General features: G+C 61.2%; 19 protein-coding genes. 11 read left to right on the top strand and 8 right to left on the bottom strand.

What is annotated here, in order from left to right:
- Positions 1–36 precede the first annotated feature (36 nt).
- The 3 genes from NG895_RS17350 (at position 37) to NG895_RS17340 (ending at position 3,790) form a co-directional block, all read left to right on the top strand.
- Positions 37–633: a QcrA and Rieske domain-containing protein gene (locus NG895_RS17350; protein ID WP_252853779.1), complete on the top strand. Its 597-nt coding sequence runs from the start codon at positions 37–39 to the stop codon at positions 631–633.
- A gap of 142 nt (positions 634–775) precedes the next feature.
- On the top strand, positions 776–2,926 hold the full coding sequence (locus NG895_RS17345) for a cytochrome b N-terminal domain-containing protein (RefSeq protein WP_252853778.1): 2,151 nt from the start codon (positions 776–778) through the stop codon (positions 2,924–2,926).
- A 111-nt stretch (positions 2,927–3,037) separates the two neighbouring features.
- Positions 3,038–3,790: a hypothetical protein gene (locus NG895_RS17340; RefSeq protein ID WP_252853777.1), complete on the top strand. Its 753-nt coding sequence runs from the start codon at positions 3,038–3,040 to the stop codon at positions 3,788–3,790.
- Between the two features lie 103 nt (positions 3,791–3,893).
- Here NG895_RS17340 and NG895_RS17335 read toward each other — a convergent pair whose 3' ends face one another.
- Positions 3,894–4,931 (bottom strand): tetratricopeptide repeat protein, encoded by a 1,038-nt coding sequence (locus NG895_RS17335; protein ID WP_252853776.1) that lies wholly within the window; start codon positions 4,929–4,931, stop codon positions 3,894–3,896.
- A gap of 199 nt (positions 4,932–5,130) precedes the next feature.
- Here NG895_RS17335 and NG895_RS17325 point away from each other — a divergent pair, with 199 nt between their 5' ends.
- Together NG895_RS17325 and NG895_RS17320 are read left to right on the top strand one after the other, a co-directional pair.
- Positions 5,131–6,069, top strand: a complete 939-nt coding sequence (locus NG895_RS17325; RefSeq protein WP_261361281.1) for a DUF1559 family PulG-like putative transporter — start codon at positions 5,131–5,133, stop codon at positions 6,067–6,069.
- An 89-nt stretch (positions 6,070–6,158) separates the two neighbouring features.
- Positions 6,159–7,604 carry a PQQ-dependent sugar dehydrogenase gene (locus NG895_RS17320; protein ID WP_252853775.1) on the top strand — a complete coding sequence of 482 codons (1,446 nt, stop codon included), beginning with the start codon at positions 6,159–6,161 and terminating at the stop codon, positions 7,602–7,604.
- 169 nt (positions 7,605–7,773) lie between these two features.
- Here NG895_RS17320 and tnpA read toward each other — a convergent pair whose 3' ends face one another.
- Positions 7,774–8,220: an IS200/IS605 family transposase gene (gene tnpA, locus NG895_RS17315; protein ID WP_252853774.1), complete on the bottom strand. Its 447-nt coding sequence runs from the start codon at positions 8,218–8,220 to the stop codon at positions 7,774–7,776.
- 319 nt (positions 8,221–8,539) lie between these two features.
- On the opposite strand from tnpA, the gene NG895_RS17310 reads away from it, so the two are divergent.
- Complete coding sequence (locus tag NG895_RS17310) at positions 8,540–9,571, top strand: DUF1559 family PulG-like putative transporter (RefSeq protein WP_252853773.1); 1,032 nt, start codon at positions 8,540–8,542, stop codon at positions 9,569–9,571.
- A 116-nt stretch (positions 9,572–9,687) separates the two neighbouring features.
- On the opposite strand, the gene NG895_RS17305 is transcribed toward NG895_RS17310, so the two are convergent.
- Entirely contained in the window at positions 9,688–11,283 is a 1,596-nt protein-coding gene (locus tag NG895_RS17305) for a glycine--tRNA ligase (RefSeq protein ID WP_252853992.1), read from the bottom strand.
- Positions 11,284–11,566: 283 nt separating this feature from the next.
- Positions 11,567–12,322: a 2-phosphosulfolactate phosphatase gene (locus NG895_RS17300; RefSeq protein WP_252853772.1), complete on the bottom strand. Its 756-nt coding sequence runs from the start codon at positions 12,320–12,322 to the stop codon at positions 11,567–11,569.
- 130 nt (positions 12,323–12,452) lie between these two features.
- Here NG895_RS17300 and ubiE point away from each other — a divergent pair, with 130 nt between their 5' ends.
- The 4 genes from ubiE (at position 12,453) to mqnE (ending at position 16,428) form a co-directional block, all read left to right on the top strand.
- Positions 12,453–13,196 (top strand): bifunctional demethylmenaquinone methyltransferase/2-methoxy-6-polyprenyl-1,4-benzoquinol methylase UbiE, encoded by a 744-nt coding sequence (gene ubiE / locus NG895_RS17295; RefSeq protein ID WP_252853771.1) that lies wholly within the window; start codon positions 12,453–12,455, stop codon positions 13,194–13,196.
- Positions 13,197–13,326: 130 nt separating this feature from the next.
- A complete protein-coding gene (locus NG895_RS17290; RefSeq protein WP_252853770.1) occupies positions 13,327–14,007 on the top strand; it encodes a UbiX family flavin prenyltransferase in 681 nt (226 codons plus the stop codon).
- Positions 14,008–14,103: 96 nt separating this feature from the next.
- Positions 14,104–15,159, top strand: coding sequence for a UbiA-like polyprenyltransferase (locus NG895_RS17285; RefSeq protein WP_252853769.1), 1,056 nt, complete (start codon positions 14,104–14,106; stop codon positions 15,157–15,159).
- Between the two features lie 123 nt (positions 15,160–15,282).
- Positions 15,283–16,428, top strand: a complete 1,146-nt coding sequence (mqnE, locus tag NG895_RS17280) for an aminofutalosine synthase MqnE (RefSeq protein ID WP_252853768.1) — start codon at positions 15,283–15,285, stop codon at positions 16,426–16,428.
- A gap of 19 nt (positions 16,429–16,447) precedes the next feature.
- Here the strand turns inward: mqnE and NG895_RS17275 are convergent, their stop codons facing one another.
- From NG895_RS17275 to NG895_RS17260, 4 genes are all read right to left on the bottom strand, one after another.
- Positions 16,448–17,005, bottom strand: coding sequence for a TadE/TadG family type IV pilus assembly protein (locus NG895_RS17275; RefSeq protein WP_252853767.1), 558 nt, complete (start codon positions 17,003–17,005; stop codon positions 16,448–16,450).
- Between the two features lie 54 nt (positions 17,006–17,059).
- Positions 17,060–18,100: a vWA domain-containing protein gene (locus NG895_RS17270; RefSeq protein ID WP_252853766.1), complete on the bottom strand. Its 1,041-nt coding sequence runs from the start codon at positions 18,098–18,100 to the stop codon at positions 17,060–17,062.
- Positions 18,101–18,145: 45 nt separating this feature from the next.
- The gene (locus NG895_RS17265; RefSeq protein WP_252853765.1) at positions 18,146–18,505 is read right to left on the bottom strand and encodes a TadE family protein; all 360 of its coding nucleotides are present in this window, start codon (positions 18,503–18,505) and stop codon (positions 18,146–18,148) included.
- Positions 18,506–18,601: 96 nt separating this feature from the next.
- Complete coding sequence (locus NG895_RS17260; protein ID WP_252853764.1) at positions 18,602–19,072, bottom strand: hypothetical protein; 471 nt, start codon at positions 19,070–19,072, stop codon at positions 18,602–18,604.
- Positions 19,073–19,288: 216 nt separating this feature from the next.
- Here NG895_RS17260 and NG895_RS17255 point away from each other — a divergent pair, with 216 nt between their 5' ends.
- Positions 19,289–19,846: an RNA polymerase sigma factor gene (locus NG895_RS17255; RefSeq protein WP_252853763.1), complete on the top strand. Its 558-nt coding sequence runs from the start codon at positions 19,289–19,291 to the stop codon at positions 19,844–19,846.
- The last annotated feature ends 5 nt before the right edge of the window (positions 19,847–19,851 follow it).

The following is a 19,851-nucleotide window of genomic DNA, read 5'->3' as shown; positions in this document are numbered from 1 at the left end:
CCCGCCTTGTAGAAAGCCAGGTAGGAGTCACCCCCCATGAGTGAAGTAACGACCAACACGACCGACAATAAGACGGTCGCAGAGCCTCGCCGATCGTTTGGCTCGAAGGTGCTTGCTGCGTTGGTTGGTATCGGCGCATTGCTGGTCCCTACGGCGGCCGGCTTTGCTGTGCTGCTGGACCCCGTGCTGAAGAAACGGAAACAAGGCGGAGATGGCGGCAGCGACGATGGCAACTGGATTCGTGTGGCCTCGCTCAACCAGATTCCACCCGATGGCGTGCCGCGGCAGTTCGCGGTGATCGACCCCAAACCAATCGACAAGTGGAACCGTTACGAGCCACAGTCCGAGCGGCCTGTGCTGTTGAGTCGGGACAGCGAGGACGAAACCCCCATGGCGATTAGCGTCACCTGTCCCCACCTCGGCTGTATCGTCACGTACGACGCCAAGGACGACACGATCCTGTGTCCCTGCCACAACGCTGTGTTCGACGCGGAAGGTAAGCGGTTGTCGCCCGACTGTGTTAGTCCTCGCGATCTCGATCATCTCGAGGTACGTGTTGACGAGCAGACGGGCGACGTGCTGGTGAATTACAAACGCTTCAAGGGTGGCATCGCCGCGCAAGAAGCCATTTAGCTAACGACGGGAAGCAGGCGCAGGTAGGGGGGCAATGGATGCCGCGCAGGTGGCGTCCTTCAGCAGCTCCCTCGCTCTCCTGGGAGGAGGGGTCGGGGGAAGGGGGGATTTCTGAAATTGAATTCAACTCGGGCGCTTCATCATGCAATCGATACTTAACTGGCTGGACAATCGAACGGGCTTCCGGCGGGCGGTGCATTCCGTGTTCTATCAGCGAGTGCCTGGCGGGGCGAAATGGCGCTACATCTGGGGCACCGTACTCTTGTTTGCCGTGGTAGTGCAGTTCATCACTGGCCTATTTCTGTGGATGCACTACAGTCCCAGCACGCAGACCGCCTGGGAAAGCGTGAACTACATCGAGCACGAGATGGCTGGTGGTTCGCTGCTGCGCGGCATTCACCACTACATGTCGTCGGCCGTGATGGTGCTGATCGCGCTGCACCTGATGCAAGTGGTGATCTACGGTGCGTACCGCGCGCCGCGTGAGGTGACCTACTGGATTGGTCTGGCGATGATGCTGGTGCTGTTTGGCTTGGGGCAGACCGGCTATCTGTTGCCGTGGGACCAACGCGGATTCCAGGCCTCGCAGGTGGCCACCAACATCGTGGGCGTGACACCTGGTGTGGGCGACGACATGAAATCGATCGCGGTAGGTGGTAGCGAGTTCGGGCATCACACGCTTACCCGGTTCTTTGCGCTGCACGCGGGCGTGCTGCCGGGCATCTTGCTGGTGCTGGTGGTGTTGCACGCCGCGGTCGGGCGCCGACATGGCTACACGCCCGACGAGGAAGCTGCCGACCAGCCCGACGCGCCGTACTGGCCCGATCAGGCCCTGCGCGACGGTGTGGCTTGTCTGGCCGTGATGGGCACGGTATTGGCCATCACCATGCTGCAGCCGGCCCATCTCGGTCCGCCCAGCGACGCGACGGTCGAGTTCAACACGGCCCGCCCCGAGTGGTACTTCCGCTTCCTGTTCCAGTTGCTGAAGTACTTCCAAGGCGCCAGCGGCATGTTCATCGCCTCTCAGTTGATTCCCGGCCTCATCATGCTGGTGATGGTGCTGATGCCATTTATCGGCAAGTGGAACCTTGGCCGCCGGTTCAACACGCTGTTTGTTCTGGCCGTGATGGCGGGCATCGTGGTGCTGTCGGCCATTTCGTTCCATGAAGACATGAATGGAGAAACCGAAAAGTCCAAGCACTACCTGGCCGACTTGCGACTCGCCAAGGCCGAGGCCGCCCGAGCAGTAGAACTGGCGTCGATGGGTGTGCCCGTCGCGGGGGCGCGCGAGCAGACGCGGCAGGATCCGATGATTGCCGGACGGCGACTCTTCAAAGTGTACTGTGCCAATTGCCACAGCCACCACGATCCCTCGCCCGACGATAAGATTGCCGATAAGTACGATGCACTACGCAACGTGCATCTCGAAGAACCCACCGCGCCGAACCTCTACGGCTTCGGCAGCCGCGAGTGGATGGAGGGCATGCTCGATCCCAAGCAGATTGCTGGTCCCAACTACTTCGGCCACACCATTTTTGCCGAGGGCGATATGGTCGATTGGGTCAACTACTCGATCGGCGACGAGTTGGCCGACTTGCCGGACGACGAGAAGAAGGCCTTCCAGATGAAAGTGAAGGCTGCCGCGTGGGCTATTTCGTCGCTTGCCGAATTGCCCTACCAGCGCGAGATGGACGAGCAGGACTCCGCCCAGATCGAGCAGGGCATGGAGTTGGTCCTCGAAGAATTCTCCTGCATCGACTGCCACACGTTGGGCGACGACGAAGGCGGGGCGGGACCCGACCTCACGGGGTACGGCTCCGAGGAGTGGCTTACCGAGTTCATTCGCAACCCGCAGACCGAGCGGTTCTACTACAACGAGGACAACTACGATGAAGTCGATCGCCTGATGCCAGGCTTCGTTACGCATCCGGACGATCCCGATCTGAATACGCTGACCGAGGAAGAACTGTCGTTGATCGTTCGCTGGATGCGTCGTGACTGGCCCGTGGCGGAGGAAGAAGCGGCCTCGGAAGAGTCCACTCCGCCGACAACCGAAGCCACCGAGGAGCCCGAAGCTGATACTTCGGACGAGTCGACTGAAGCTGCCGACGACGCCGAGGATGCTTCGGAAGAGGCAGACCCCGAGGAATCGGAGCCAGAAGCTACTGAGAAATCCACCGAGTCCGAGCCTGCTCCAGAAGCGAGTACGTCGGAAGAGACCGCAACGTCAGAACCCGAGGCCTCTCCAGAGGAGCCGGAAGCGTCTGAACCCGATGCGGATGACCAGCCCTAGCTCGCAGTGGCTGCTGCCCAACCCGCAAAATCGTCAAAGTTTCGCGCGGTAGCTGTCGATGCAAGTAAGGAGACTATCCCCTCTTCTCGACAGGCGAAGGATTGCGCGATCATGTGGTGCCAGCATTGCGGCCAAGACGTTCCTGCTATCACTGCCACGGCTGGCATGCCGGCTGAGTGCAGTCGTTGTGGGCGTCCCATGCACCGCAAGTCGGCTGAGGCGAACCAAACCGACACGGCAACCGAAACGAACGTCTCCGAAGAGTGGTCCACCGAGCGGCGATTGCGTCACATTGGCCGTTCGTTGCGAACACCGCTTTCTGTCACACAGCGGTCGGTCGAGGGCGACGTTGCGCTGCATTGGGTCGACACGGTCGCACTGCCGGCAGGCGGTGAGGTCTCCCGGGAGCGACCAGTTTCCACCGACTATTCACGCGCCGCTCGTGCCCGTCGCAATAGCGACCGCCGCATGCAACTGGTGGCCTGGCTCGCGCTGGTGTTGGGGCTAGGTCTGGCGGTAGGCGGTGCCGTGCTGATGGGGATGGGCATGTTTGGCGAGGAGCCACGCTTCTGGCAATGGGGCGTTGGCGTTGCACTCACAGGGCAGGCCGTTCTGATTGGTGGGCTGGTGCGCGTGCTCACCAGCTTGTGGAACGCCAGCCGCACCGCAGCGCGTCGCGTGGTGGAGATGCAACAGGAACTGGCCGAGGTAGGCCGCACCGCCGAAGCGATCATCGCTCAACGGCCGGGCGGACCGAGCGGCTTCTACGGCGAGCTGGCCCGCGGTGCCAGTCCCGCGCTGCTGTTGGCGAACCTGAAGGGCCAGATCGACCACCTCGCCACACGCCTGCATCAAGATATCTGATTGCAGCCGCAGCCCTCGGCGGCAGCCGTGGGTTTTCGTTGCTTCCCAACACCCCACGGTTTCCGTCGTGGACAATGCAGATGTGAGAGTCACGGTTCAAGCGCTAGGGATCCTGCACGGCATCCTGCAGGTCCGCGTTGGGATCGACCAGCGGTGGCTGAGCTGGCTGTGGTAACGGTTCCAGCGGCAGGAATGCCCTCGCGTGGGTGCCCACGCCAACCAGCTCGACCACACGGCGGAACCGTAGCTCGGCCGCTTCGCTCTGGCCATCGAAGTGTTGCAGTACGGCCAGCATGTACTGGGCGTCCGCGTCGTTGGGGTTCTGGGCCACATGGCTGTGCAACTGGCGGAACACTTCGCGCTTGGCTTCAGCGGTGGGATAGAGTTCTTCCAGCACAAAGCCGGAATTCGGCCAGTCGGGCTTCAGCTCTAGTCCCTTGCTGATCGCTGCCACGGCGTCGGGATAGCGCTCGGCACCCATCTCGGCGAACCCCTGGCGGAAGTAGATGTCGGCAATTTCCGAAGCTTGCGACTCTGCCTTGCGGTAACGCTCGGCCGCCTTGCGATAGTCGCCCCGTTTGAAGTGACGATCGCCATATTCCACGAACTTCCACGCCCGAGCGCGGGCGGTGGGGTTGCTTAGCTTGGGCGGAGCAGCTGGAGCCTGCGCGGCCGCCACGCGAATGGGGTTCGGGTCCGCCACGCCCGCGTTCTGATTGTTTCCGCCGACGCCCAGGAAGTTCTGCACCGCGCGCGGACCAAACACCGCGCCGGCGTCGCCCACGATGGGCGGGTAGTAGATCGGCCCGTAGTATCGGCACCCGCCGTTACACCATCGTCGGCCACAGTATGGGCACAGGAAGCGGTCGTTGAAGTAATACGAGTCGCTGTAGAAGTAATATCGCCCCGGATTCCACCCGTAGTAGTATCCGCCAGCAGGGGCGGAGTAGTGCCGAGTCCGCCGATTGGACGACTGCGGCTTGATGCCATTGCGGTCCACCCCAGTGCCCGGCTGATAGTTCGAGGGGGTCTTGATGTCCGGCGCCGTGCGGATGATTTGCGCGTTGCAGTCGCCACTCCAATTCAGAGCGGCAACAATGGCTGCAGCTACGATGATCGACGCGAACTGATATCGTTTCATTTTGCAGACTCCCCTGCGTATTGCACTCCTTAGGCCGCCTCTGCCTGAATTATTACAGCTTTGCGGCATTCATCAAACGAATTTGCGCCCCGGGACGCACTTGTGGAACCGCACAAGCGAGTCGTTTATACTGCACCCGCTTGGTTTTAGACGTACACCAAGTGGGTAAAGTTTCTTCCAACCACGCCACGTAGACAGCATGCCCAAAATCCGTCCCTCGCGTGGTTTTACACTTGTCGAACTGCTGGTGGTGATTGCCATCATTGGTATCCTCGTGGCGTTGTTGTTGCCCGCCGTGCAGGCGGCCCGCGAAGCGGCGCGTCGCGCCACGTGCCAGAACAACTTGCGGCAAGTGGGCATCGCCATGCACTCGCACCACAGCGCCTATGGGTATTTTCCCACTGGTGGTTGGGGATACGTGTGGACAGGTGATCCCGATCGCGGTTCCGATCGTCGGCAGCCGGGCGGTTGGGCTTTTTCCATTCTGCCATACCTGGAGCAGACCACGCTGCAGAAACTGGGTCGCGGAGCCTCTGAACAAGACAAACGCACGCTGGCGGCCGAAGTGGCTTCGACTCCGGTGGCTTCGCTCAATTGCCCCAGTCGACGAGCGCTCGACGTTTATCCCTACGGTGGTTCGCACGAGGTTCGCAACGCCGAGCCAGCGGAACTCGTCTTCAAGACCGACTACGCGGCCAACGCCGGCGACCTGGTGATTGGCGACCTCGGACCCGAGACTTTGGACGACGCCGTGAATGGCAACTACGACTGGAAGAACACGGCTGATGCCACCGGCGTGTTTTACCCCCGCAGTGAAGTGAAGACCGCCAAGATTACCGATGGCACGTCGCAGACCTACCTGGTAGGCGAGAAACGCTGCATCCTGGAAGGCTATGATTGGGGCGACGACCAGCACGCCTTCCTGGGGCACGGCAACGACACCGGTCGCTATACATCGCTCGACTTGCCACCTATCCCCGACGGCGAAACCGCCGGACACAAGCAGTTTGGCAGCGCCCACCAGGCGGGCTGCTACTTCGTGTTTGCCGACGGTGCGGTGCAGTTAATCGCGTACGATATCGATCCGGAAATCCACCGCCGCCATGGCCACCGCGCCGATGGGCTGCTGGTGGAGTAGCAACCACAATGCAGCGACCTCCGTTCCCTCCGGTTGAATAGCGCGGATACCCTGATATTCCAAACACCACCTAAGTGAGAGTTCCCTCCATGCCCACTGTTTGTCGAAACGTTTCTGCCTTCGGTCTGCTCCTATCGCTCTCTGCGGCGTGCCTCGCCCAAGGTCCTTCCAATGAGACGTTGCAGGAGGGCGAGCAGATCTACATGCAGCGTTGCGCCCAATGCCACGGCAAGGATCTTACTGGCGGCAATGCCCAGAGCATGGTCGATGGCGTGTGGCAGTTCGGGCGGGGCGACGGCGACCTGATGCGAAATATCAAGTTCGGTATCTCGTCGGTCGGCATGCCGGAATACAAGGACGTGATGTCCGACCGCCAGATCCGGGCGGTCATCGCGTTTATGAAAGAGGCCCAAAACCGAGCCGGAGTCGAGCGGCCGCCGCTGCCCGAGAAGTTACTCACCCGGCACTACGACGTGGGCGTCGAGCAGTGGATTGCCGAGGGGCTCGAAGTGCCCTGGAGCATCGCGTTCATGGATGACAATACCGCCCTTATCACCGAGCGGCCGGGACGTCTGCGGGTGGTGATCGACGGACAGTTGCACCCCGATCCGATCCAGGGCACGCCCGAGACCGTGGCCCAGAACCAGGGCGGCTACATGGACGTGGCGCTCGACCCCAACTACAAGGAGAACGGCTGGATATACCTGGCCTACTCCCATTCGCTGGATGGATCGCAGGACCGCGATGCCAAGTTGATGACGCGCGTGGTTCGGGCCAAGATCCGCGACCACAAGTGGGTCGACCAGGAGGTGGTGTTCGCCGCGCCGGATTTCAGCTACTCCACCACTCGCCACCATTTTGGCAGCCGCCTGGCGTTCGATCACGAGGGACACCTGCTCATTACCGTGGGCGATCGTGGTGTGGGCGATCAAGCGCAGGATCTACGTCGGCCGAATGGCAAAATCCACCGCGTCTGGCCCGATGGCAGCGTGCCTGAGGACAATCCCTACGCCGACGGCAGCGAAGGATTGAAGACCGTCTACTGCTATGGCAACCGCAACCCACAGGGCCTGGCTGTGCATCCCGAGACGGGGGTGATTTGGGAAACCGAGCATGGTCCCATGGGTGGCGACGAGGTGAACATCATCCTCGCCGGCGCCAACTACGGCTGGCCCAAGGCCACTTACGGCATCGACTACAACGGCACCATCATCACCGAGGACCTCACGCTCCCCGGCACCGAACAACCGGTGCTGTACTGGGTTCCTTCGATTGCCGTGTGTGGTACGCACTTCTGCATCGGCGACGAGTTCCCCCGCTGGCAGAACAACCTGCTGGTCGGCGGTCTGGGCCACGAAGAACTGCGCCGCCTGGTCCTGTCCGGCGACCGCGTGATCCACCAGGAGCTTCTCCTGAAGAATGCCGGCCGCGTGCGCGACGTGCAATGCGACGCCAGCGGCGCGGTCTACGTGATCTTGAACAACCCGGACGTGGTGCTGAAGCTCACCAACCAGGGACGTGCAATTCGGCAATAGGACGTTGCTCCGGACCCGGGGGGTGCCCCATATTGATATGTTGGGGCCCTTTGGACCAAAGATGCAAAACTGGTTGCGTGCCCCGAAGGGGCTAAAACATGCTAGCCCAGGGCAACGCCCTGGGTGTCGGGGAGTGAGATTCTCTCACCAGCCCCGAAGGGGCGCAACATCAATCCCACACGTACCTTTCGTCAAACTCGATACCGTGTTTGAAAAGTAACGCTCTCAGTTCCTCCTGAAAACTCAACCGACGGTGGTGCTTCTCTTGGTTCTTGATGTATTGCCGCACCGTGTCCAACATCGACTCGCTAACCGAGAAAGCCGCATAACCGGTTTGCCAATAGAAGCGTTCAACGCCTTGGGTCTTCATCCATTTTGAACTGCCTTTTTTGACTTCCTCAACGATCTTGATGAGGGCGTGCTTCTTCGATAGAGCGAACAGAGCGTGGACGTGATCGTCGGTGCCCTCGATGACGATGGCTGGCGAATCCCATTCGGCGAAGATGCCGTTCTGATAGGCGTAGAGTTTTGCTCGTAACGATCCGGCGATCGTCCGTTCTCGGTGTTTGGTGCTGTAGACCAGGTGCACCAGGTTCTTCACCAACGATTGAGACATGTATCGCCCTTTCAGGGCTAGGCGTGATGAACCGGCGGGGCGGACCTGGGGCGTTGCCCCAGGCTGACATGTGACGACCCTTCGGGCCAAACCTCCAGAGTAATCCAAACGACCTGGGCGTTCCAAACGTCCCATTGATTGCTTCGGAACCAACGGCCCTCGACGGAAGTCGAGGGTTACTGGTTTTGCCTGATAGCCATATTACCAATCTGCCGGAGAAAGAGTTTGCACCGCTCGCCAGATTGGCCTACAATCGCGGACGGCCAGTGAGGGGCTGAGCAACACATGTTGCTCAATCACTTTGCAATCTTCTTTTTCCATGAAACGCCATGCGTCTGCGTTTACTCTTGTAGAGTTACTGGTCGTCATATCCATTATCGCCATCCTGGTGGCGCTACTGCTCCCTGCGGTGCAGCACGCGCGGGAGGCCGCTCGCATTTCTATGTGCAACAGCCGATTGCACGGGCTCGCGATTGGGATGCTCAGCTACGAGGTTGATCGTAAGGAACTGCCGCCGGCAATAATCCGCTCAGGGCGACGCCCCAGGTGGAGCGGCGACCAGCCACGCAATGGTCGTTTCTCCTGGATGCCGCTTATTCTCCCCTACGTGGAAGATGGCGGCGTCGTCGAAAAGCTGGACCTGGAAAAGCGATGGGATGACCCAGTGAATCAGCCGGGGGTAAGCCAGCCCCTTGGGTACTTGATATGCCCGTCTGTCGGCACGCCGGCCTCCGAGCGTAACTACGTGCTAGGCGCTGGCGACGAAGTGCAGCGTTACGGAGTTTCGGACTATACGACGGTGGGAAGCGTTAGTGTTGATTCACACAAATACCCGTCTTGGGAGTGGAACGAAAACTTTATAAGCCGAATTCCAAACGATAGGCGGAGCGCCATCATCGAGACCGAACCGACTCGGATGGTGAAAATATCTGATGGGACATCACGCACGTTGCTGCTGATCGAAGACGCCGACCGACCCAACTTCTGGAGAGAATGTGGAGTTCTAGATGCCCGTCCAGGGATTTTCTACAAGCGTAGTACGCCAGACCCTCGGTACTCCGAAGCATTGGGTAGATATTTGTTGGCCGGTGCTGGCTGGTCCGAACCCTACTTACATGCACCGGTGGATGGTGCTTATTTGACTGTCGGCTGTGGACCCACCCGGAAGCCTTCGGCTCCAGCTTTCAATGTTCACAATAACGGCGAAGGCTTCTCTTTCCATCCCGGTGGAATGATTGTCGCGTTCGTCGATGGTCACAACGAGTTCCTCAGCGAGGAGATGTCGCTAAGGGCCTACGTGGCGATGGTGACTCGCGAAGCTGGGGAGATTTCGCCGCTTGATGACGAATGACCAGTCCTCGACGGAAGTCGAGGGTTGGCGGAGAGTGTCAGCAGTCGCCCCACCAACAAAAAACCCGCGGCTTCCGCCGCGGGCTATTGTGGTTTGCTCGTCGGATCAAACGTGGGTTACCCTACCCGCGATTCGATTTCCTCGACCACGTCGTCCAGCTTTACGCGGATTTGTTCCAGCGAGTCGCGGTCGCGGAGGGTGACGGTCTTGTCGGAGAGCGTGTCGCCGTCGATGGTGATGCAGTAAGGCGTGCCGGCTTCGTCCTGGCGGCGATAGCGGCGGCCTACGGCGCCCTTTTCGTCGTAGAACACGGGGAACTTCGCCTTCAGCGCGCGGTACAGGTCCTTCGCCACTTCGGGCATCCCGTCCTTCTTCACCAGTGGCAGCACAGCCGCTTTGAGCGGGGCCAGCCGCGGGTGGAGCTTCATTACCGTGCGGGTCTGCATCTTGCCTTTGTCGTCAGGAGCTTCGTCTTCGGTGTAGGCTTCGCAGATGAACGCCAGCGTCGCCCGGTCGGCACCGGCCGAGGGCTCGATCACGTGCGGCGTGAACCGCTCGTTGGTCAAGTCGTCGCGGTACGTCAGGTCGCGGCCCGATCCCTTGTATTTGGGCTTGCCGTCTTCGCCCAGCTCCACTTCCAGGGGGCAGCTCTTGGGGTCGAGCTTGCCTTCCATGTGGCTGCGGAGGTCGAAGTCGCCGCGGTGGGCGATTCCTTCGAGCTCGCCGAACTCGCCTTCGGCCAAGAACGGGAAGGCGTACTCGATGTCGGCCGTACCGGTCGAGTAGTGACTCAACTCGTCGGGATCGTGGTCGCGCAGTTGCAGGCGTCCCTCGGCCAGGCCATGGTCGATGTACCACTTGAACCGGCGGTCACGCCAGAACTGGTACCACTCCTTGGAGGTCTTCGGGTGGCAGAAGAACTCGATTTCCATCTGCTCGAACTCGCGCGACCGGAACGTGAAGTTCCGCGGCGTGATCTCGTTGCGGAAGCTCTTGCCGACCTGGGCGATTCCAAATGGAATCCGCACGCGGGAGCTATCCAGCACGTTCTTGAAGTTTACAAAAATGCCCTGGGCGGTCTCGGGCCGCAGGAACGCCCGCCCCTCTTCGCCGGCCAGTGCGCCGATGATCGTGGGGAACATCAGGTTGAAGTCGCGGGGCTCGGTCAGCGTGCCGGGCTCGCTGGCATCGGGGCCAAGGGCCTGGCTGGTGTCGCCAATCTTGTCGAGCGTGGTGATCGGTCCGTCCCAGGCAATCTGGTCGGCGTCTTTGGCGCGGAGCTTGAAGAACTTCTGCGCGCGGCGGGCGATTTCCTCTTCTTCGTTCTCCGCCATCGTGCAGACGAACAACTTCTGCCCCTTGGCCTCGGCCCAGCGGCCGCGGACCTGGTCGTAGCGATACCGCTTCTTCGTCTCGCGGCAGTCGACCATCTCGTCGACGAACAAATCGAAGTGCCCCGAGCACTTCCACACCTGCGGGTGCATGATGATCGTGCAGTCGAGGCCACACATTTCGTACGTGCTGGGGGCGCCCGGCAGCACGTCGAGGTCGTCGTGCTGCGTGACCATGTCTCGCCACCACGCCTCTTTCACATTCCGCTTCAGCTCGACGCCCAGCGGCCCGTAGTCCCAGAATCCGTTCAGACCACCGTAGATCTCGCTCGATTGGAACAAGAACCCGCGGCGGCGGCAGAGCGATACGATTTTTTCCATATCCATTAGGGAAGCCTCGACTCGGGGCGACAGCGATTAGACGAATAACTAGCGAAAACCCCCATTCTACCGCTATGGCGAGAATGCGGCGAGGGGGAACGAGAGCCCTTGTAGCGTCATGCTGAGGAACCTTCGGCGACGTAGGAACCTCCGTCGAGTGCGGAGTTCGGAATTCGGAATGCGGAATATTCCTCCGTCGAATCTATTCCGAATTCCGATTTCCCACTTCCGCATTACGGAGATCTCTCAGTCGGTGAAGCTCTCTGGATGATGTAGAGGGCTCTCACGGCAACTTAAGACACCCCGCGTCCCGATCGAGTTCGGGTACCACCGGTTTTGAGTCGATTTGTGCGCAAACCACCAGGTCTTCGTCATGGCCGATGGCCAGCAGATTCTTGCCACCAGGTGTGTCGCACAGTTCGATTGCTAGCTGTTCGCTGGGCGAGCGAGCATTGGCAACCGCGGCGTTCAAGAGCTCCTGCCATTCGCCTCGCGTGGCTTGGGCTCCTTCGTTCAATACCCATTGGCCACGTTGCGAAAGCTCGTGCGCCATGGCGCCGGCAATCAGCAAATCGTCGCGCGACACGTGGCCGTTGGTGCCCGCACACAACAGGTGCACCACCGCATCGCTCGACACGGCGTCGCACACCGCGGTGAGGTTGGCCGCCGCGCCCATGATCACCCGCGAGGCCAGGCGGGCGTGGTTGATGGCCCGGGTTCCGTTGGTGGTGGTGAACAACACACGCTTGCCGAACACGACATCGGCCGTATACTCGCTAGGCGAGTTGCCCAGGTCGAACGAGTCGATCCGCTCGCCGCCCCGTTCGCCTCCCATGAGCACGTCGGCGCGGTTGTAATCGCCAGCGGCCGTGAGCACGTCGTCGACCTCTTGAAACGGTACCACGTCCCGCGCCCCCGCGGCCAGGGCGTGGCACACCGTGCTGGAAGCCCGCAACTGGTCGATCACCACCACGGTGGACTCCGCCAGATCGTGCTCGCGGACAAAGTGCGGTAAGTAGTGGACGTGCAGCTCGGGCATCGCTTAGCAACCTTTGAAAATGGGGGCAATTCTGTTCTATTGGAACCCAAGAGAGCCGGTAGCGTAAGCGCCCGGAGTTTGTACCGTCAATCTCAACGACTCCGGGGGCTAGCGCCTTCGGCTCGCCGCCATGTCGATCGCCAGTTCCGAGCCCACCGTCGATAAATCGTCCACTCGCGTGCAGCGGATGTTCGGCGAAATTGCACCGCGGTACGACTTTCTGAATCACCTGCTATCGATGAATGTCGATCGCTACTGGCGATGGCGCACCGTCCGGAAGCTCAAGCCGCAGGCGGATGCCGGGCCGATTCTCGACGTCTGCACCGGCACGGGCGACCTGGCGATTGCGTTCGACAAAGGAGCGCGCGGGCGGGTGCCGATTGTAGCGGCCGACTTCTGTCACGAGATGCTCGAACTGGGCGAAGAGAAAAGCCAACGCCGCGGCAGCAGCGAACGGATCACCTTCGTCGAAGGCGACACCGAACACCTGCCGGTCGGCGACAACGAGTTTCAAATCGTTTCCGTGGCGTTTGGCCTGCGCAACGTCTCGGACACCGATCGCGGCCTCGGGGAGATGACCCGCGTCGCCAAGCCGGGCGGCAAGGTGGCGGTGCTCGAGTTCACCACGCCCCGCCATCAGCCGATGAAGGCCCTGTACGGGTGGTATTTCCGCAACGTGCTGCCGCGGATTGGCCAGTTCGTCATGCGGAACAACTCGGCCGCGTACGAATATCTGCCCGAGAGCGTCGGCGAGTTTCTGCAGTACGAGCAACTTACCAAGCGAATGGAGGCAGCCGGACTGGTGAACGTCCGTTTCTACCCGATGACGTTCGGCATCGCTACACTGTACGTAGGCGAGAAGCCGCAACCGTAGAACGGAATTTATTTCGTTGCCGCGGAGAAATCATAGCCTTCGACGGGAGTCGAGGGTCGGCTGGACCCCTCGACTCCCGTCGCGGGCTGAACTGACTCACTAAACGGATTGAATTCCGTTCTACAGAATCATGAACAGGCCAATTGTTGTTGGAATCACCGGTGCCAGCGGGGCGGCCTATTCCGTGCGGTTGATCGAAGTGCTGCTTACCGCCGGGCGGGACGTGCATCTATCGATTAGCCCCTCGGGCCGCGAGGTGATTCGCCAGGAACTCGACTTGCATGTCGACCTCGAAGATTTCACGCCCGACTCGCTCTTGCTCGGGGCGGGGCGGTCCACTGGCGGCAACACACTGGCCGAGATTACCGAGGTCTCGACCGGCGACAGCAACGTGCTGGGTAGCGGTATGGTCCGTCGCGGCCAGCTGCACTATCACCACTACCAGGACTTCATGAGCTCGCCGGCCAGCGGCTCGTTCCTGACCGGCGGCATGGTCGTCTGTCCCTGCTCGGGCACCACGCTCAGCGCCATCGCCGCGGGCATGGCAGGCAACTTGATTCAGCGGGCCGCCGAGGTGCACTTGAAAGAGCGACGCCGACTGGTGCTCACGCCCCGCGAGACCCCGCTGTCGCTGCCAGCGATCGACAACATGCGCCGCGCCACGGAGGCCGGCGCGGTGGTGCTTCCCGCCTCGCCTGGTTTTTATCAAGGTGTCGAATCGGTCAAAGACCTCGTCGATTTCATCGTGGCGCGGATTCTCGATCAACTGGGCATTGAGAACGAACTGATCGACCGCTGGGGAGAGGCGTGAATTGGGAATGCGGATTTCGGAATGCGGAATTCACCGTGTTCCAGCCGCCTCGCGCATCATTCCGTACTCCGCATTAGCCCACCCTAAGGCACACCATTGCTAAAGACCGTCAATCACCTGCTCGCCCTCATCCGCTTCAGCCACACGCTGTTTGCGTTGCCCTTCGCGCTGATGAGTGCGGTGATGGCTTGGTGGTTGCGCGGCGTGTTGTCGTTTGTTGATCCGGTGTTGTACCACGACTCGTATATCATGTTCGGTTCGGTCCGCATACCAGTCCCGTCGGGTCTGGGGAACGTGATGTTCCATTTTCCGCAACCAGAAGGTTATTCGTCTCCGACTGTTGCGGATCGACTGTCCGCCTTTGCAGACGCCATCCGCTGGCAGGAAGTCCTCGGCATCCTGCTCTGCATGGTCTTCGCCCGCAGCGCCGCGATGGCTTTCAACCGACTGGTGGATCGCAAGATCGACGCGGGCAATCCCCGCACTGCAGGCCGGCACATTCCGGCCGGCATCCTGAGTGTCACGCAAGTTACCACGTTCACCATTGTTTGCGCGACCGGGTTCGTGGCCAGCACGCTGCTCTTCCTGCCAAACAAGTTGCCGCTCTACCTGAGCGTGCCGGTGCTGCTGTTTTTGTGTGGTTACAGTTTGACCAAGCGGTTTACGTCGCTCGCCCATTTCTGGCTGGGCGCGTCGCTCGCCATGAGTCCCATCGCCGCGTGGATTGCCATTCGGGGCGAGGCGGTGATGCAGAGTCCGCTCGATCTGTTGCCCGCAGTGGTGCTGGGCGGGGCGGTGCTGGCGTGGGTCTCGGGGTTCGATATTTTGTACGCCTGCCAGGATTTCGAGTTCGACCGCCAGGCCAAGCTGCACAGCGTACCCGTGCGGCTAGGCGTGCCTGGCGCCCTGCGTCTGGCCGCGGGTTGCCACGCCGCGACGGTGGTTTTGCTGGCAATATTGCCGGTGGTCTATCCCCCCCTGGGTGCGCTATACTATGTGGGCGTCGCCGCGGTGGCCGGGCTGTTGGTGTACGAGCACTGGCTGGTCAGGCCCGACGACCTTGACCGCGTGAACCTCGCCTTCTTCCACGTAAACGCCGTGATCAGCATTGGACTGCTGGTGGTTACGTGCTTGGATTTGTTGGTGGTGTAGCCAATCGTAGGATGGGTCGAGGAGCGACAGCGACACTGACCCATCGCAGTGAATCGGTGGGTTCGCGCGGCCTGAGAGCCGTTTGACCCACCCTACGCGAATCGAGTCCTTAAACGAGAACCCATGCTCCAAACCACTTCCCCCATTCTGAAACCCATTCGCGAAAAAGTCGAAGCCGGCGAGCGGCTGACGGCCGAGGATGGATTGCTGCTCGAATCGCCCGAGGTGCCGCTGCCGGAGCTCGGCGAGTTGGCGAACCTGGTCCGCGAGCGGAAGAATGGCAACGCGGCCTACTACAACATCAACACGCACCTGAACCCCACCAACATCTGCGTCTATCGCTGCACCTTCTGTGCGTTCCGCAGCGACCTGCGGCAGGCCAAGGGGTACTGGATGAACGACGAGCAGGTGCTGGCTCGCGGTCGCGAGGCGATGAACAACGGCTGCACCGAGATGCACATCGTTGGTGGTCTGCACCACCAGGCCAAGTACGACTGGTACCGCCAGGTGGTTTCGGTGCTGCACGACGAGTACCCCACGCTGCACCTCAAGGCGTGGACGCCGGTTGAGATCGACTGGTTCTGCCGGCTCACCAAGAAGGATATCCGCTGGGTGATGGAAGACATGATCGACGCGGGACTCGGCAGTTTGCCGGGCGGCGGAGCAGAGATCTTCCATCCTGAGGTCCGCAACCATATCTGCGAACACAAGGCCGACAGCCGCCGCTGGTTCGAAACGCACCGCACCGCGCACGAACTGGGCCTGAAGAGCAACTGCACCATGCTGTATGGCCACATCGAGCAGCCGTACCACCGGATCGACCACTTGGTTCGACTCCGCGAACTGCAGGACGAGACCGGCGGCTTCCAGACCTTCATCCCACTGGCGTTCCATCCTGAGAACACCAAACTCGGCGCGGAGCGAAACATCAAGAAACCCTCGAGCCTGATGGACCTCCGCGTGATGGCGATTAGCCGGTTAATGCTCGACAACATCCCGCACATCAAGGCGTACTGGATTATGCTGGGCGTTGGCACCGCGCAGGTGGCGCTCGCTTACGGAGCCGACGATCTGGACGGCACGGTGCGGCATGAGTTGATCTACCACGACGCCGGCGCCAAGACGCCCGAGATCATGTCGGTGGCCGACATTCAGCAGCTCATCCGCGAAGCGGGCCGCGAGCCGATTGAACGCGATACGTTGTACCACCGCGTGGAGCGCGATGGCGAAGCCTGGCAGACCGGGCAGCAGATCGTGGCGAACGTGTAGGGGGTGTTCCCTGCGTCCGTCAGTTGCCGGCCAGAGGCGAATTGGTGTTGGCGTTGTCGAGGGCTTTCTGGGCGGCTTTCGCCTTGGCGTTGAGTTTGCCCTTCATGTTGTTGTACGCGGCGTTCAGCAAGTCCTCCATCTGCGCATCGTTCTTGGCTTCGCGGGGAATCGAGGTGATCTTCCACACGTTCTTGCCCAGGAAGAACCGCGGCGTGACGTACCCATTGCGGGCATCGAGCGGAATGCTCAGGCCAACGGTCACCACCTTGGTGTCGTCGTTCACCACCGGAGGGTCGACCACTACGTCGGCGTGGGCAACGCCGACCTTCGACAGTTCGTTGTCGACGGTGGCCTCGATGTCGCTGGCCGTGGTGCCCAGCACGATACCGCGCCGAGCCCCTTCGGCGGCAGCCATCTTGGCGGTGTTGATCAGCACGTTGGCGCGGCTGAACTCAATACCGCCGAACACCACCAGCATCAGAACGGGTAACGAGATCGCGAACTCCACGGAGGTAGCTCCGCGTCGCTCTTCAGTCGATCGAAAACGGACTCGATGGTTCAACAAGAATGATTTCATTGTCGTTGGCGGATAAACAGGAAGGCGACTCGGGTGCGACGGGCCAGCGGGTGACTATTCGGTGAGCTGCGTGGGCAGAGTTCGGGCGATGGTGCGAAATACCTCGACCAGTTCGCTGCCGTTGGAAGCGTGGTAGTGCGTGCCGCCGGTTTCGTCGGCCACGTCGGTCATGCGCTTGATATCCGCATCTCTGCCGAAGGTGATCGTGTGCACCACAATGTCCTGGCTGGCCGCTGCCCTGGCCGGCACGATGGGTTCGATGCCCCGGTTGTGGTTGCCATCGGTCATCAGCACGATGATGGGTGCCGACAGGCTGCGATGGTTCTTGCCGGTAACGCCCTCGATGCCTTTCTGCAGGGCCTGGCCAATGGCGGTTAGTCCATTGGCGTCGAACCGGCCGACTTTCTTCTGCACGGGGCCATAGTTGGTCGATAGATTCCGGTCCAGCGAGGCGGAAGACGAATAGCTGGCGAGCGCCACCTGTTCGTCGGAGGTGGTTTGTTCCAGTTCATTCAAGAACACATCCACGGCGTCTTGCAGCTCCCGGAGCTTTCGCCCTCTCATCGATCCCGAACGATCGAGCACCAGGCAGATGTCGACATTCATGAACGTGGAAATGGACGTGACGGTTGGTTCAAAATCCTTCACGCCGTACATCGTGCCGAAGAACAGCGACACCCCGCCACCGCTGGAGGTGCCGGTCCGATCGCCGGTTACTCGCACCGAGTTCCAGGGCGTGCCCCCGTTCACGAAAACCCATTTGCCGGCGGCGTTGCGTTCGGACCGGCCAATCTGCACGTCGCTCTCACGCAGTATCAGGGGCTTGTTGGCCACCCTGTTTTGCTGAGCCATGGCCATCGCGGCCTTGCGGGCGTCCTGCTGGTTTTCGGTCTCCGCCAGCGTGATGGCGCCAGCCCGGGCCGCGGTGTCGGTGGCGGTCCGCAGTTCGGCGCGGGTCGTCTGCATGAACGCCAGGTCGACCGAGAAGCCAAGCATTACGATAAGCACTGGCAGCAAAAGGGCCACCAGCGGCAGGATGGCACCGCGGCGAAGTCGGCGGTCAGTACCAGAGCGTGTTGGGCGTGCAATTCGCATGAACGGAGTGGGGGGGACGAGGGGTGACAGGGCGTTATCTTCTGACTATTTGGGTCCCACGGCGGTGCACTCGATCGCATCGGGGCAGGGGAACCAATTGACGATCGTCATGTTCGATGGCACATCAGCCCGCACGCGAATGCTAACCGGGCTGCCTGCCGACAGGTTGTCGAATATTCTGCCGGTCGGTGATATCTCGACGTTGGTCTTCACGATGTCGTGCATGCCGAGCACCTGGTTGACCCGCAGCATGACGGTGTCGGGGGTGGCATCCGCGCGGGCCAGTTCCAGTGTTCCCTCGTAGGCCGCCGACGTGATCACGTGTTTCACGTAAATCAAGTTGCTGGCCTGAATCGATCCAAACACCAATAGCGCCAGCATGGGCAGGCACACAGCGAGTTCCACGGTGGCGATACCACGGTGTCGACAGCGGGGGCGACGTATAGCGGGGGACATCATTCCGGCTTTGCGATAGGCGATTGCTTGAGCGACAACGGGCCGTTAGACCGGCGTCGCGTTCTGTTGTACTTCCAGTTGTTCTTCCAGTTCCGCGATGCGGTTGCGCGATTCGTTGAGATTCTCGGCGATGCGATTGAACTCCTCGGCCAGGTCTTGCCAGTAGTCGTTGTCGCGGAACTTCAGCGTCGGAACCTCCTGGCCGTTGGCCAGCAGGGTCATCATCCGCCGCAGTCGCACCACAGGGCCGGCAAAGCGATGGGTGAACCGCAGCAGCTTCAGTACGGCGATGGGCAGTGTCACGGCGAAGGCCAGCAGCAGCGGCAGCAGGGTCTTACCCGCTCCGCTGAGGTAGTGCCGCAGCCCCAGTGTTGGATCGGAGAAGAACTGCATGACGAACCACACTCCAACGGCCAGGGCCGTCGATGCCAGCCACAGCAGTACCAACCGCACGACGATGCCGCCCTGCACGTGTCGATCGACGTAAATGCGTTTGCGTTTTTTTTGCGGGGCCATGGTCTCGGGCCTGCAGTTAGGGGATCTGGGCTGAAAATGTTTGCTTAATCGTAAGTCGGAAATGCGCAATCATCTGGTAAAAGCCACGATAGGCGGGGTATCCGCAGCAGGAATCTGACGATTTTGCTGACCATTCTTCCCCACCCCATCATGGTGCACCTCCGGTGGCTGAAAGCCGACCGGCGAAAGCTCCATATTCCCTGACCCCTTTCGGCGATGCCCCGGCACTTTGGTAGCATGACCGCCGTGAGTGTCCCCTTACCACCACCCGCCGCCAGCGACCGTATGGCCCTGTTGGTTACCCGCCATCAGGCCACCGTCTGGCGTTATGTCCGGTACCTGGGGGCCACGACCGCCGAAGCGGACGACCTGGTCCAGGAGACATTTCTTGCCGTTTTTCGGTCCGACTTCGTCCACGAGTCCGACCGACAGACGGCCAGTTACCTCCGCACCACGGCCCGCCGCCGCCTGCTGATGCTCCGCCGCAAAGAGAGCCGGCGGCCCGTTGAAGTCGAGCTGGAATCGGCCGAAACAGTATGGGCCGAAACCATGGGCGATGGGCCCGCCGACCCGTACCTCGAAGCGCTCGATGGCTGCCTCCAGCACCTCGAGGGCCGCGCCCGCACCGCCATCGACCTGCAATACACCGACCGCTTGAGCCGCGAAGAAATCGCGAGCCGCCTGGACCTCAAACCCGAGGGCGTAAAAACCCTGCTCCGCCGCACCCGCGATGCGCTGCGGGAGTGTATCGAACGGAAGCTAACCAGCCAGTGACGAGT

It is taken from the genome of Aeoliella straminimaris, from assembly GCF_024054565.1.
GTDB lineage: Bacteria > Planctomycetota > Planctomycetia > Pirellulales > Lacipirellulaceae > Aeoliella > Aeoliella straminimaris.
The sequence above is the reverse complement of the archived record's forward strand: the minus strand, read 5'-3'. Positions and strand labels throughout refer to the sequence as shown.

What these genes read in the sequence shown, in the direction of transcription:
- NG895_RS17335 (WP_252853776.1), bottom strand. Translation starts at nt 4,931, where the DNA reads ATGAAACGATATCAGTTCGCGTCGATCATCGTAGCTGCAGCCATTGTT.
- NG895_RS17305 (WP_252853992.1), bottom strand. Translation starts at nt 11,283, where the DNA reads ATGGAAAAAATCGTATCGCTCTGCCGCCGCCGCGGGTTCTTGTTCCAA.
- tnpA (WP_252853774.1), bottom strand. Translation starts at nt 8,220, where the DNA reads ATGTCTCAATCGTTGGTGAAGAACCTGGTGCACCTGGTCTACAGCACC.
- NG895_RS17290 (WP_252853770.1), top strand. Translation starts at nt 13,327, where the DNA reads ATGAACAGGCCAATTGTTGTTGGAATCACCGGTGCCAGCGGGGCGGCC.
- NG895_RS17340 (WP_252853777.1), top strand. Translation starts at nt 3,038, where the DNA reads ATGTGGTGCCAGCATTGCGGCCAAGACGTTCCTGCTATCACTGCCACG.
- NG895_RS17310 (WP_252853773.1), top strand. Translation starts at nt 8,540, where the DNA reads ATGAAACGCCATGCGTCTGCGTTTACTCTTGTAGAGTTACTGGTCGTC.
- NG895_RS17350 (WP_252853779.1), top strand. Translation starts at nt 37, where the DNA reads ATGAGTGAAGTAACGACCAACACGACCGACAATAAGACGGTCGCAGAG.
- NG895_RS17255 (WP_252853763.1), top strand. Translation starts at nt 19,289, where the DNA reads ATGCCCCGGCACTTTGGTAGCATGACCGCCGTGAGTGTCCCCTTACCA.
- NG895_RS17325 (WP_261361281.1), top strand. Translation starts at nt 5,131, where the DNA reads ATGCCCAAAATCCGTCCCTCGCGTGGTTTTACACTTGTCGAACTGCTG.
- NG895_RS17270 (WP_252853766.1), bottom strand. Translation starts at nt 18,100, where the DNA reads ATGCGAATTGCACGCCCAACACGCTCTGGTACTGACCGCCGACTTCGC.
- NG895_RS17320 (WP_252853775.1), top strand. Translation starts at nt 6,159, where the DNA reads ATGCCCACTGTTTGTCGAAACGTTTCTGCCTTCGGTCTGCTCCTATCG.
- NG895_RS17345 (WP_252853778.1), top strand. Translation starts at nt 776, where the DNA reads ATGCAATCGATACTTAACTGGCTGGACAATCGAACGGGCTTCCGGCGG.
- NG895_RS17300 (WP_252853772.1), bottom strand. Translation starts at nt 12,322, where the DNA reads ATGCCCGAGCTGCACGTCCACTACTTACCGCACTTTGTCCGCGAGCAC.
- mqnE (WP_252853768.1), top strand. Translation starts at nt 15,283, where the DNA reads ATGCTCCAAACCACTTCCCCCATTCTGAAACCCATTCGCGAAAAAGTC.
- ubiE (WP_252853771.1), top strand. Translation starts at nt 12,453, where the DNA reads ATGTCGATCGCCAGTTCCGAGCCCACCGTCGATAAATCGTCCACTCGC.
- NG895_RS17260 (WP_252853764.1), bottom strand. Translation starts at nt 19,072, where the DNA reads ATGGCCCCGCAAAAAAAACGCAAACGCATTTACGTCGATCGACACGTG.
- NG895_RS17275 (WP_252853767.1), bottom strand. Translation starts at nt 17,005, where the DNA reads ATGAAATCATTCTTGTTGAACCATCGAGTCCGTTTTCGATCGACTGAA.